Consider the following 13,402-nt stretch of genomic DNA (forward strand, 5'->3'; position numbering starts at 1 on the left):
CTTCTGATATATTTTACCAAGGTGATAAGGAAATTCATCATCATCGGTATAAATCGATTTTGCCTTTTTCAAATACTCAAGTTGCGAACTTCTGTTGCCTGTTTCGTAAAAAGCACGGTTAATTAGTATGAATGCATCTCTTATCGTAGAGTCCAGCTTAATGGCAGTTTTAAGTTTGATAATGGCTTGCGAATAACCTTCAGCTTTAATGTAGGCATCTGCCTGATTGATAAAAGATACGGCTTTGTTGCGATCTTCGGTGCTAACCTGTGAGTACAAAGAGTTGAAGGTGATTGTAAATAGAAGACAGAAGAATAATGATTTCATATTGGTGTGTTAATTAAATGTATAGGATAAAACAATCCCGAAGCTAAAAGGAGATCAGTATTGTTTCTATTCTCAGTTAATTTCCTCAAAAACAATTGGTTCGTTAAATTTTTTAATGATTGTATTGAAATAGTTTTTAAGTCCCCCATATTCTTGAGGCTTATAGATACTCTTCTTAAAGCTGTAGGTACCTTGAACGACAATATTATTCTCATTTTTCACATATTCCAGTTTTATCTCAGCCAGCCCGTTATCCATCAGATAATTTTTAGGCAGTAATTTTATCTGATAGCCATCTGGGATGTTTATTTTAGATTCAAAAGTTTTGGTTCTCGCATATATTAAATCGACAGGATAAGCTCGTCTTAGTTCTTTTAGTTTATTTTCTTTTATTGGGAAATCCAAAAAAGGCAATACTATAAGTTTGTTTCCAATTTTTTCGACTGGGCTTTCTCCTTTACAATTGATGATATAGGCTAGATTATTTCGCTCATAGTTGAGGGTTGAGATGCTATGAATCTCAGATAAGCCTTTTTCCATCAATTGCTTTTTCAATTTGATTGTGTCGTTTTTGTAAGATTTTTTATAGCCTAAGGACTCAAATTCATTGGAGTGTATGGACAGTTTTGTTTCTGCGCTTAGATTTTCAGTATTAATGTCAATATTTAAGATTTTTGTATCCAAAGATTTGATATTATTGTATAAGCTAATCCAGCTTGTTTGATCTTCATTTACAAGCAATCCTTTGCCATTAATACATCTTATGGGTATTCTATTGTAGGCTATTAGACTATTGGTTCCATCAGTAAGAAAGCTTTTTTTATCACCTTTAACCATTACGATAGTATAGTTAAAGAAATGGGAGAAAGAATAGTTTCCTTTTATTTTTCCGTTATTTCGCGTACTCAGAATTATAGGTTGGGCATCGATGCCTGCAGTTTTAAGCAGGGCACACATAAATAGGTTGATATCGGTAGAATTACCGGTTTTTTGCTCATAAAATTCTTTAGGTTTTTTCGAAGCATACTTCGAATTGACACCGTTCCAGTCGAAGTTTGTTTTGATATAGTTGATAATGGCCTTTTGTATGTTTGTTTCGTTTTTATCCGTAATATCGATTTCATATTCAAGTATCTTCTTTGCTAATTTTCCACTTTTCTTTAAATACTTACCAAATTTATCATGATCCAATAAATCTTCGCAAAGCCTGGGCCAAGTAGATATAATTTCTTCAGTAGATCCTTGTGGTCTACGTATCTTTGCTAACTGAAAATCCATTTTCATTAGATAGTCTTCAGCAGAGCTGATATAGGATTTATCTCTGAATGCAGGAATATCTTTCATCGCATAGAGATGTATTTTATCTTTGAATTCAATACCGTTACCTATGTTAACACCGTGATTTTCAACAATGGTTCCCCACGTTCTTGTGTTTTTTGATACCACGGATTCCTGACGGTCAAATCTTGAAATACCTTGAACGATGAATGCGTATTCATAAAAAGGGATCATGTTTACATTGTATTCGCTATAAATTGTAGGTATTTGACTTTGGAAAGCCCAATCGGGTAGGTTGAATAAAAAAGGCGTTTCCAATACATATTTGTACTCTATTATTGAACCTTCCTTAACATCCGGGAAAACAAACTTTTTTGTTTTCCAATTGTTGTTGATTTGCTCCTCAAATATCGTACTTTGATCCAATGCTTTTTTTATGAGAATCCCATTTTCAATATTGTAGCAGTATGCCTCAATTGATTTGATATATTCAGTTTTACCAAATCCATCTACATAAAAAGGAATGGATACTTCAGAAAACTTAATCCCGCTTTTATCAAGTATTTTTATGCGTTTTTTTCTTGTAAATCGGATGTTGTATCCTCCACGATCGGTATCAAAAAAAATAGATTTCCCGATATCAAATACAACAACGGCGTCAGCCTTGGGATCTTTTTTATAAGTTTTAAGATTCTGTTCGTATGGGTTTATTATTCCAATTTTCATGTCATTTTGCTGGGAAAAACCGAAGCTCGACAATAAAAATAAAACGATTAGGGGGATGTAGGCTTTATTCATTATAACTGATTTAATATGATGACAGATTTCTTGGTTGATTTTTTAATTTTTTCAGTGAAATTAAACAAATCGGGATATGCCTCGAGAGAATAATTTCCTTTGTTTAACTGAAAATTTCGGATTAAAATAAGCTGGTCATTTGATCTAGTAAAGTGTTCGGTGTAACTTCCATATTTAGATTCGATGTTGATATTTTCGGGTATTTCAACTTTGAATTGATTGGTAAATGGTAAATTGTAGATTATGGAATCATTTTGATTTACAGGGTAGTTAATTCTAACAGGATTCTTTCTTGAAGCAGGTTTCCCAAGGTCAAAATATGGTATGGCTAAAGGCCTCAAAACGATCATGTCGCCAATTTTTCTTACTTGGTTTTCGACTTTTAAATCTATACTTAACCTTAGACGTCTATCTTCACGGCCTTCCTGATGGAACTTCCAAGTATCAATTTCACAATTGCTTAGTGGTAAGCCACCTTCAATATATTGCTTTTGTTCTGTTTCATCAAGTTCATATCTCACGTATTGATACGTATCAAAGGCTTCTCCTTTTAGCTTTTTTGATACATGAAGATTGCCTTTCCCTTCTATATCTAAGTTAAAAGTATATATGTTTTGTACCAATACATCATTCAATTTTAATGGCTTCGTTTTAACAAGTTTTGTGTCTGAGCCATTAACCATTAGTCCATATCTGTCTTGAGTGAAAGTACCCAGGTAATTGTAGGGGGAATAACTGGCCGTATTTTCCAACCATAGACTGTCTTTCCCTAGGGGAACATTCAGAATAACATGGTTAAATTGTTGGGAAGGAGTTTTCTTAGTAATTTTGACGGTATTACTTCCAGCATTAATAAGAGTATAAAAGGAATCAATACCAGCATGCTTTAGCAAGGCCTTCATGTAGATGGTTAACGCTTTACAATCCCCATATTTATTCTCGCAGACATAGGTAGCGGGGTAGGGTTTTAATCCTCCAATATCAATCGCAACATTTATGTATCTGGTATTGTCCTGCAAATAACGATAGAGTATTTTAACGATCTCTCTTTTGTTGGATATTCCCTTAATGAGTTTATCAATTTTTATTTTTTCCCTTGTCGTCAGAATGTCCAATCCTGCATTTAGTTGTTCAATCCATTGACCATAGGATACCCAGGATTCGAAACTTCCCTCGACCCCGTAATTGAAGTGTTTGGGTATAATTTTAACAGATGGAATTAAAGTCTGTGTAGGAGGAGAGTAGGATTCGCTCAGGATTGCAGGCATGTTTTTGGATTCCCAATAGTGAATTTTATTTTCCTCTGTCTCATTCCTATCGTGTCTTAACTCATTTGAATCGTTTATCGTGACGTCGTAATTTTTGGGCAAGATTACTTTTAGAGAAGCTTTTTGTACAGGTACATTTGTGTTTACCAGAGGAAGCCAGTATGCTACAAAGAGGAACTTGTTCTGGGTTTTTCGGTATGTATATTTAATTCTGTAGGGATACTGGTTCCATTTCAGGCTGAATTCTTTTACCCATCTGTCTTGATAAAAAGCGCCTCGTGAGATATCATTTCGAGTCGTGATCTCCTTCTTTTTTAATTTACGGATTGTCTGTCCATTGAGATCTAAGATTGAGGCTTCTAAGATGTCTAATTTGTCTTTTTCCTGATATGGAATTTCAATGTCCGAGATCCAGTCTGATTCTTTCTTGTTTATCTGGATGATATAGGATCTTTCTTCTATAAGTTTATTTTTATTTACCTCTATAGTTGTTGAAAAGTCTATAATTTCGCATCCTGACTGTCCTAAAGACACTTCGGAAGAAATTAGTAGTATAATGCATAAAAAGAATCCAATTGTAAATGACTTCAATAAAAGAGGTTTCATAGGGGGGATAGATCAGTGTTTATGTCAAATATAAATGTTTTTCATAAACATACAATTGAAGTTCTTTATTTATAAAGAGTAAAGGAAATAAAACAAAATCAGCCAGCTCGATTGATCGAACTGGCTGATTTTTCTTGCGTGCTTGGGGCACGATCATATGGGGATTTAGGTTATTTCTGAAACGAAGTACGAATATAGTACAATAATTTAAATAACCTATGATTTTGTTAAACGATTCCAGAGAATCCCATAAAGGCCATAGCCAATAATCCAGCTACAATAAGAGCTGCAGGAGTTCCTTTAATACCCTTAGGCAGATCAATTAAGTCAAGGTGTTCACGAATACCGGCAAATAATACAAGTGCCAGTCCAAAACCGATGGCTGATGCTCCTGAGAACACAACAGCCTCCAAAAGGTTGTAATCCTTCTGAATGGTCATGATAGCCACACCAAGAATTGCACAGTTGGTTGTGATTAATGGTAAAAACACACCCAATGCTTGATACAAAGGAGGACTTACTTTTTTAAGGATGATCTCAACTAACTGCACCAATGCTGCAATCACCAGAATAAAGGTGATGGTTTGCATGAAACCAATACCAAAGGCATCCAATACAAATTTTTGAATCAGGTAAGTCACAATGGTTGCCAGAATCATAACAAAGGTTACGGCTCCTGTCATACCCACAGCGGTTGATATTTTTTTCGATACCCCAAGGAAAGGACAAATTCCAAGGAACTGAGCCAAAACAACGTTATTAACGAATATGGCTGATATAATAATTATAATATACTCCATGATTATTTCTCCTTAAGCTTTTCTTAATCGGTTAATAATTGCAATCAGATAGCCCAATGCTAAGAAAGCACCTGGCGCCAATACGAATATTAGCATGCCATAATTTTCTTTGAAAATAGGGTAATCAAACACCTTGCCCGTTCCCAATAATTCTCGAACGGCTCCCAGCATGGTTAGTGCCATAGAGAAACCCAATCCCATACCAGCACCATCGATAATGGAAGGAACCAATTTGTTTTTGGAAGCAAAAGCTTCTGCACGTCCCAGTACCACACAGTTAACAACAATCAGTGGAATAAACACACCTAGTTGTGCATGAAGTGCAGGTACATAACCGGCCATTACCAGATCAACTATGGTTACAAATGATGCAATAATCACAATAAATGAGGGAATCTTAACCTTGTCAGGAATCATGGAGCTCACAAGTGAGATCACCAAGTTTGACATGATCAGTACGAAGGTCGTAGCCAATCCCATTCCCAATCCATTGATAGCCGAAGAGGTTACACCAAGGGTTGGACACATACCCAGAAGTAATACAAACACTGCATTTTCCTTGAAAAATCCTTTTGTAAAATTTTGCCAGTTATTCATGACTTGTGTCCTCCTTCGTTTTGTTTTTCATATACTCGTTGTAGCCTGTTTGTATCGCATCCAGGAATCCACGAGAGCTGATAGTTGCTGCTGTAATGGCATCGATATCGCCACCGTCCTTGCTTACTGTGAAATTAGTTGTGCTTGGATTTTTTCCGATGATACTTTTTGAGTCACCTTTTGCGCTTCCTTTTGAGTCACCAGATTTAATGCCTACCAGTTTGCCTAGTTTTTCAACCATACTGAGTCTCACTTTTGTTGGATCAACAGGTTTGAACCAATCAGCCATTTTTGTTCCCAAACCTGGCGTTTCTTTGTGTTCCAAAACTGAATAGTTGTTGATGGTACCATCGGGTAAGAAACCCACCATTACCCAAACATAGCCAGAGAAGCCTTGAGTTGTGAAGGTTTTTACGGCAGTTCCAACTAAAGTACTATCCATTTTGGCAGGATAGAATTCCAGTTTATCGCCACCAGACATTTCCACTTCATACATATCATCGCTAGGATTGTTGTTGAAAGTAGGGACAACCTCTTTAATTGCTTTTAATTTTTTTGCCAGCTTAGCTGTGGCAATCGGTTCTTTGGTTAGTTCGTAAAGCCCACCCAAAGCAGCTGATGCTACTAGTGTTATTATAAACAACACCAGAACCATATTTATAAATGTAGATTCTTTTTTACCAGCCATGATTATTTCCTTTTTTCGCCGAAACGCTTAGGTTTAACAGATACATTAATAAGTGGTACAAATCCATTCATGATGAGAATAGCAAATGATACCCCTTCAGGATAAGCTCCAAATACACGAATCACAACGGTTAATAAACCAATTCCAATACCGTAGATCAACATGCCTTTATTCGACATTGGAGAAGTTACATAGTCGGTTGCCATAAAAATAGCTCCCAACAATAAACCACCTGTTAGAATATGGAAAGCAGGCCCTGCATAAGCTTCGGGATTAGCCAGATTTAGAATGCCAGAGAATATCACGACTGTTCCAATAATTGAAACAGGAATATGCCAAGTGATGATTTTCTTAACCAACATGTAAATTAGTCCAAGAACAAGAGCTGCTCCAGCAACCTCACCTAAGGACCCGCCCATGTTTCCAAGGAACATATCCATATTAGATGGAAGTTGAGCCAGTAGATCCGTTAAAGAATCTCCTTTGTTTAATCCTTCTTTGATGATAGCTAGAGGTGTAGCACCTGTTTCAGCATCGAAATAAGAGGTTTCAAAACCAAGAGCTTTAGGCCAGGATGTCATTTGAACAGGGAAGGAGATCAAAAGGAAAACACGACCCACAAGTGCCGGGTTGAAAATATTGTTTCCTAATCCTCCAAAGGTCATCTTTCCAATACCAATAGCAACTAAAGCACCAATAATGATGATCCAGATAGGCAAGTTGGCAGGCATATTAAATGCCAAAAGAATACCAGTAATCAATGCTGAACCATCCTTAATAGAAGGTTCTACATTTAGTAAATATTTTTGAATTAAGAATTCGAAAAGGTAACATGATGCAACGGCAGTAAGGGTCACAATAAGGGAACCCAAACCAAAGTAATAGAATGATAATAGAAGAGCCGGAAGCATCGCAAAAACCACACCATACATATTCTTTTGTATGGAATCGCCACTGTGAATATGTGGCGATGGTGCGACAAGTACTTTGGTGTTCATATTTTTTTAATTAAAAAGTTTAAAGTATAAAGGTTAAAGTGAAAAAAGTTAAAGTAATTGAATAAAAGGTGATTTTTTAAACCTTTCATTCCTTTATCCTTCAGCCTTATTTCCTTGAACGCATAATCTGACCAACTTTGCCTTTACCCAATCGGATATAGTCTAAAAGAGGTCGGGTTGCAGGACAGGTGAAACTACATGAGCCACATTCCATACAATCCATAATGTCATCTTTTTCAAGTCGCTCGTATTCTTTTTTGTCAGCCAATACCATTAATAAATAGGGTTCTAATCCCATAGGACATACCGAAACACATTTACCACAGCGAATACAAGCCTTGGTGGCTTTTCGCGCTGTTTCTTCGTGAGCCAATAAAAGTAGTCCCGAGCTTCCTTTGGTTAAAGGCACATCAAGGCTAACCAATGCCTTACCCATCATTGGACCACCGCCAACAATCTTAGCTGTATCCTCAGGTAAGCCACCAGCTGCTTCAATAATGTCGCTGACAGGTGTTCCTACTCTGAATTTCCAGTTAGATGGACTCTTCAATGATTTACCTGTGATTGTTGCTACACGTTCGAATAAGGGTTTGTTCTTTTGAATAGCTTCGTAAACAGCAAAGGCTGTTCCTACGTTTTGTACCACAGCACCCACTTCGATTGGAAGCGCTCCAGATGGAACTTCACGTTTCATAATGGCAGAAATCAATTGCTTTTCACCACCTTGAGGGTATTGGGTTTTTAAAGGACAAACTTCAATACCTGTATATTTTGTTGCCACTTGAGTCATATGGGCAATGGCATCAGGCTTGTTATTTTCAATACCGATGATGGCTCTGTTGACTCCTAAAGCTTTCATTAGGATTTCGGTTCCCACCATAACTTCGTCAGCTTTCTCAAGCATCACTCTATGGTCAGAAGTTAAATAAGGCTCACACTCAACTGCGTTTATAATAAGTACCTCAGCCGTTTTGCCTGGAGGAACTGATAGTTTCACGTGAGCAGGGAAAGTTGCTCCACCCAACCCAACGATACCAGCAGCGCTAACACGTTTGATTATTTCCTCTTTAGTATAATTAATTTCTGTAACAAGCTCTTTACTTCTGTCGATATGCTCTAACCACTCATCGCCTTCAACCTTAATAATGATAGAAGTACGGCGGAAACCAGTTCCATCCATCACTTCATCAACCTTAAATACCGTTCCCGATACCGAAGAGTGAATGTTGGCAGATACAAAACCTGACGCTTGAGCAATAACTTGACCGACTTTAACCACATCGCCTTTTTTGACGATAGCTTTAGCAGGTGCACCAATATGTTGAGCAATTGGAATAGTCGCTATTTGAGGAATTGGCAATTCTTGGATTGCGCTTTGGGCAGAAAGTTTATTTTCTTCCGGATGAATTCCCCCTATTGAAAATGTTTTTAACACTGATTGTCCTCCTATTTATTTGTTATCAGATGTTCCGTTCTCTTTGTCTTCGCTTTTTGCAGCTGTATCAGCTTCAGGCTTTGCTACTGATTTTGCAACTGGTTTTACAGTTTCTGCAGTAGGTTTAGCAGCGGGCTTTTCTTTGCGAGGTGGAAAGTTTAACTCGTGAATGGCGTTTGTTGGGCAAACTATAACACACTTACGACACAGCTTACATTTGTTGTAATCGATATAGGCCAAGTTGTTTTCAAGTGTGATGGCGTCGAATGGACATTCTTTCACACATTTACCACAACCAATACAAGCAACTGAACAGGCTTTTTTAGCGATACCACCTTTGTCCTTGTTCACACAGGAAACAAAAATACGACGACTTTTAGGGCCTTTCTTTCTTAGTTCGATGATGTTGTTTGGACAAGCCTTAACACAAGCGCCACATGATACACACTTGTCTTCGATAATAACAGGTAAGCCAGTTTTTTCATCCATATACATGGCATCGAAATTACAAGCGTCAACACATTCACCTAAACCTAAGCAACCATATTGGCAACCCGTATCTCCTGAGTACAACGAAGCTGCAATAGTACAAGAAGCCGCACCATCGTAAATATTGGTTTTCGGACGATTTTCGCAAGTTCCATTACAACAAACAACTGCAACCGTTGGGTCTGCAGCTTTTACTTCGTGTCCTAAAAGGGCACCAACATGAGACATGACCGCGGCTCCACCAACAGGGCAGTTTAAGTTTGATATGTCGTCAGCCTTAACTAATGCTTCAGCAAAAGCTCTACATCCCGGATAACCACATCCTCCACAGTTTGCTGCAGGCAATGATTCTTCTACCTCGTCGATGCGAGGATCTTCGTATACTTTGAATTTTTGCGCTACAAAGTAAAGGATGATTGCAGCAGCAACTCCAATAGCACACAAAGCAATAATCGTGATAACTATAATGTTCATTGTTTTTAGATATTTACAATTTTATGTATAGTGAATGAAAACGTTTTCTTAAGTCGATCTTTAAAAAAATAAAGAAGACTATAATAAGGTATTAAGATGCCTAAAGCTACCAAACCACTTGCTAGTTCGTTGGTAAATGCTGAAGCGATAAATAGAGTGATTAATACTAAAACGAAGGGAAGAACATAGGCTAACATTAAGGCCAACCAGCCTAAGGATTCACTGTAGACAACTTTTACTTTCTCGCCAACTTCAAATGATTTGCTATAATCAATGATGTCGATGTTCTTTTCTTTCATATCAGACATGGAGCAAGCCGACTTGGCATGGCATCCCGAACAGGCCGATGCATTGAGTATACTAACTGTTATTTTCTCGTTTTCTATCTCAGTAATGGTTCCGACGTGATCTATTTGCTTGTTGTTCTGCATGTATTTTCGTCTCGCTGTTTAGCTGTGTGAACTTTAATTTTAGTTTATATGAAATTGAAGTTGAAAATTTAAAGTTAACGAATTATCTGTCTAATTAATAAGTGTTTATGTGTCGTTATTCAACATCTTTTAGATCCATAATTTTTATCACACATCAGCAAAAATAACACTTTAGGTCAGATAGCATCAGGAGCCTGGTTTATTTATTATCTGTTTAAATAGAGGGAGTTCGCCTCTTTTGTAAACTAGAGATAGCAATTTTTCATCTATCTGTGTTGAACACAGTCTGTTTGAGGAATTAGAGAAAAAAATCATTATTTTGTGTATTCCTGAAATGCTTTTTAATTTAGAATGATTTTAAGATAAAGATGCTGTTATAGCCCTTCTATCATATGTGTGATTAATTATTTTGATTGTTTAATCTCATCAGTAAAGAAAATGTGAGTCTGTGTATTTTGTTTTAAATGAGTGAGTTAATTTGTGGTGAATACAAAAAGCGGAACCTGCACACTGCAAGTTCCGCTTTTATGTGTTTCTAAGATGGCTTTAGAAATTGAATTTCAGAGCCACATATGGCATCACAGAATTGTCAATTTTGTATTTTCCATTATCTTTTTCAACCCAAGCCCAACGGTAGTCAATACCTGTGTAAAGGATAGGACTAATTTTGTAAGCGAAACGTATAAGAGCAAGCGAGTTTTCATCAAACTTGAAAGCATCATCAAGTTTGATTAAATTTCCTTTGCTATAACTACCTTCAATCAGGATTCTATCGAAAAGATCTTTAGTTCTTAGATGAAGCTGCATGAAGGCTGGCGATGTTTCGCTGATATCATCGGGGAGTAATAGGTTACCTCCAACAATAATTTTATCAAGAATACTTGCATTTAATGAGGCGTAGATACCTTCTTGTTTTTCTGCCCTTCCTAGCTGAGCAATTTTAGCATCTTTGTTTAACTCATACATGGCATCGAAGAATTGAGGTATGTAATTGTCGCTATACCAAAGGCGTTCAATGCGAGCATTCAATTTAAATAAGTTACCAATGATTTTCATATTAGCATTTAAACCAACACCCATTCCTGTGCCATTATCGTAATTTGCCAGTGTTTCAGGAGCAGCAAAATAAGTTTTCAAACTGTCAGATTCAACTTGTCTCAATTGGCTATAATGTGCATACCATTGAAGGTTGAAAACCGACGAATTAACTAATGTGATTCCCATATCGATACTCCAGGCACTCATACCATCCTCAAGAAAATGGTTGATGTCGTTGCTCTCATCGTAACGCTTACTTTTATCCTTATCCTTCACGTAGGTGAAACCCATATCAAGGGTTTTAATCACTGGGATTTCGCTGGCACCAAAAGGACGCACATAAGGTCGGATAGCGAATAAGTTGAAAGAGCCTGTGTTGAAATCGCTATACATACCTTCTACACCAAACATTTTTTTGATGCAGATATCGTAGCTGATCCCCGTTTTACGTTTCTCAAAACTCATAGAATTGCTGTAGTTGTTTACCAAGCTACCATAACCTACATGCTCACCTCTTAACTGGCCAACTTTAATATATACAGGATCTTTCTTCTTTTTGCCATAGCTTAAGTATGAAATCATTCGCAATAAACCAGTTCCCCCTTTAAATTCATCGGTGAACATTTTGCCGTCGTCTAAATTGAAATAAACAGGAATATCAAATCCAACACCCACTTTGCCTAGTCGTAGTTCCGGGTTAAGACGTACACCTGCATAGTTTTCTCCTCCAATTCGAGCAAAGCCGAATGCTGATGAAAATACGCTAACAGAATCTAGTGAATTGAGATTGTCAAAAGAGCTTTCAAACTCAAAATTAACTTGTGAATTCGCTTTCTGCGGGACTAAAAAGGCACAGAAAAGGACAGCTAAAATAAATGGGGTAAATTTTCTCATGGTGTATAGGTTTGTTTATTTTTTTTTACGGATACCACCCAAAAGTCAAAATAGAAGGATGGATTGAATATTATTAATTTTGATATATAATTTGATTTTAACTGATGACACTCCAGTTGAATTGTGCTTTACTGAGACGTTTTACTTGCTTTGCTAGTGTAAAATTGACCTCTTTTTCGAGCATAGGATCTTTATCAAGTATACTTTGAGCAATGTCACGAGCGTATTGCAAAATTTGACCATCCTTTGCCAGATTGGCGATTTTAAGATCGTAGGCAATCCCACTTTGTTGTGTGCCTTCAATATCACCAGGTCCTCTCAGTTTTAGGTCCACCTCGGCAATTTCAAAACCATCATTGGTTCTTACCATGGTTTCAATTCGTTTTTTCGATTCATTTGAAAGTTTGTAGCCCGACATGAGAATACAGTAGGATTGATCAGCTCCACGTCCCACACGTCCGCGAAGTTGATGTAGTTGTGACAATCCGAAACGCTCAGTACTTTCAATGATCATGACTGAGGCATTGGGTATATTTACACCGACTTCAATAACTGTAGTGGCTACCATAATTTGAGTTTCTCCCTTGGCAAAGCGTTGCATTTCGGCATCTTTATCAGCAGGTTTCATTTTGCCATGCACCATACTGATACTATACTTTTCAGGAGGGAAAAAACTAGCGACAGATTCGTAACCTTCTTCAAGGTTTTTGTAGTCCATTTTCTCTGATTCCTTAATCATTGGATAAACCAAATAGATCTGACGTCCCAAATCGATCTGCTTTTTCATAAACTTGTAAACCTCTTGTCTTTTATTCTCGAAATAGTGAACGGTTTGAATCGGTTTACGTCCTGGAGGAAGTTCATCTATAACAGACACTTCCAAATCACCATATAGAGTCATGGCAAGAGTTCGGGGAATAGGGGTTGCCGTCATGACCAATATATGTGGCGGAATAGGATTCTTAGCCCACAATTTTGCTCTTTGTGCAACACCAAAACGGTGCTGTTCATCTATGATAACAAAACCCAGATTTTTGAATTGCACGATATCTTCGAGAAGGGCATGTGTTCCAATAATGATCTGAAGCTCTCCACTTAGCAGATGTTCGTGAATTATTTTTCTGTCTTTGGCCTTAGTTGATCCAGTCAGTAAGGCATAGTTTACATTAATACCATCAAGGAATTCAGCAATTGTTTCTAAATGCTGGGTAGCAAGAATCTCAGTAGGTGCCATTAGGCAGGCCTGACAACCATTGTCAAGAGCCATAAGCATACTCATTA

Annotated in this window: 12 protein-coding genes; all 12 read right to left on the reverse strand. The window is 37.2% G+C overall.

The features are described from left to right. A partial coding sequence (locus tag ABY905_RS07775) for a tetratricopeptide repeat protein (protein WP_372642255.1) occupies positions 1–327 on the reverse strand: 327 nt, incomplete at its 3' end. A 72-nt stretch (positions 328–399) separates the two neighbouring features. Further along, positions 400–2,403, reverse strand: a complete 2,004-nt coding sequence (locus ABY905_RS07780) for a DUF3857 domain-containing protein (protein ID WP_372642257.1) — start codon at positions 2,401–2,403, stop codon at positions 400–402. Continuing rightward, positions 2,403–4,277: a DUF3857 domain-containing protein gene (locus tag ABY905_RS07785; protein WP_372642259.1), complete on the reverse strand. Its 1,875-nt coding sequence runs from the start codon at positions 4,275–4,277 to the stop codon at positions 2,403–2,405. The genes ABY905_RS07780 and ABY905_RS07785 overlap by 1 nt, the downstream gene beginning before the upstream one ends. A gap of 227 nt (positions 4,278–4,504) precedes the next feature. After that, a complete protein-coding gene (locus tag ABY905_RS07790; RefSeq protein WP_372642261.1) occupies positions 4,505–5,077 on the reverse strand; it encodes an electron transport complex protein RnfA in 573 nt (190 codons plus the stop codon). A 12-nt stretch (positions 5,078–5,089) separates the two neighbouring features. Next, positions 5,090–5,674: an RnfABCDGE type electron transport complex subunit E gene (locus ABY905_RS07795; protein ID WP_372642263.1), complete on the reverse strand. Its 585-nt coding sequence runs from the start codon at positions 5,672–5,674 to the stop codon at positions 5,090–5,092. After that, positions 5,667–6,362 (reverse strand): RnfABCDGE type electron transport complex subunit G, encoded by a 696-nt coding sequence (locus ABY905_RS07800; protein ID WP_372642265.1) that lies wholly within the window; start codon positions 6,360–6,362, stop codon positions 5,667–5,669. Before ABY905_RS07800 ends, ABY905_RS07795 begins: the two co-directional genes overlap by 8 nt. A 2-nt stretch (positions 6,363–6,364) precedes the next feature. Continuing rightward, a complete protein-coding gene (locus ABY905_RS07805) occupies positions 6,365–7,360 on the reverse strand; it encodes an RnfABCDGE type electron transport complex subunit D (protein WP_372642267.1) in 996 nt (331 codons plus the stop codon). 106 nt (positions 7,361–7,466) lie between these two features. Next, entirely contained in the window at positions 7,467–8,795 is a 1,329-nt protein-coding gene (rsxC, locus tag ABY905_RS07810; protein ID WP_372642269.1) for an electron transport complex subunit RsxC, read from the reverse strand. Positions 8,796–8,810: 15 nt separating this feature from the next. Further along, entirely contained in the window at positions 8,811–9,758 is a 948-nt protein-coding gene (locus ABY905_RS07815; RefSeq protein WP_372642271.1) for a Fe-S cluster domain-containing protein, read from the reverse strand. 5 nt (positions 9,759–9,763) lie between these two features. Next, positions 9,764–10,189, reverse strand: a complete 426-nt coding sequence (locus tag ABY905_RS07820) for a SoxR reducing system RseC family protein (RefSeq protein ID WP_372642273.1) — start codon at positions 10,187–10,189, stop codon at positions 9,764–9,766. Between the two features lie 546 nt (positions 10,190–10,735). Next, positions 10,736–12,121, reverse strand: coding sequence for a hypothetical protein (locus tag ABY905_RS07825; protein ID WP_372642275.1), 1,386 nt, complete (start codon positions 12,119–12,121; stop codon positions 10,736–10,738). 97 nt (positions 12,122–12,218) lie between these two features. Further along, the coding region (locus ABY905_RS07830; RefSeq protein ID WP_372642277.1) for an ATP-dependent DNA helicase RecG at positions 12,219–13,402 on the reverse strand (1,184 nt) is incomplete at its 5' end.

Source organism: Ancylomarina sp. (assembly GCF_041555295.1).
GTDB lineage: Bacteria > Bacteroidota > Bacteroidia > Bacteroidales > Marinifilaceae > Ancylomarina.

What these genes read in the sequence shown, in the direction of transcription:
- ABY905_RS07825 (WP_372642275.1), bottom strand. Translation starts at nt 12,121, where the DNA reads ATGAGAAAATTTACCCCATTTATTTTAGCTGTCCTTTTCTGTGCCTTT.
- ABY905_RS07795 (WP_372642263.1), bottom strand. Translation starts at nt 5,674, where the DNA reads ATGAATAACTGGCAAAATTTTACAAAAGGATTTTTCAAGGAAAATGCA.
- ABY905_RS07785 (WP_372642259.1), bottom strand. Translation starts at nt 4,277, where the DNA reads ATGAAACCTCTTTTATTGAAGTCATTTACAATTGGATTCTTTTTATGC.
- ABY905_RS07790 (WP_372642261.1), bottom strand. Translation starts at nt 5,077, where the DNA reads ATGGAGTATATTATAATTATTATATCAGCCATATTCGTTAATAACGTT.
- ABY905_RS07800 (WP_372642265.1), bottom strand. Translation starts at nt 6,362, where the DNA reads ATGGCTGGTAAAAAAGAATCTACATTTATAAATATGGTTCTGGTGTTG.
- ABY905_RS07805 (WP_372642267.1), bottom strand. Translation starts at nt 7,360, where the DNA reads ATGAACACCAAAGTACTTGTCGCACCATCGCCACATATTCACAGTGGC.
- ABY905_RS07820 (WP_372642273.1), bottom strand. Translation starts at nt 10,189, where the DNA reads ATGCAGAACAACAAGCAAATAGATCACGTCGGAACCATTACTGAGATA.
- ABY905_RS07815 (WP_372642271.1), bottom strand. Translation starts at nt 9,758, where the DNA reads ATGAACATTATAGTTATCACGATTATTGCTTTGTGTGCTATTGGAGTT.
- ABY905_RS07780 (WP_372642257.1), bottom strand. Translation starts at nt 2,403, where the DNA reads ATGAATAAAGCCTACATCCCCCTAATCGTTTTATTTTTATTGTCGAGC.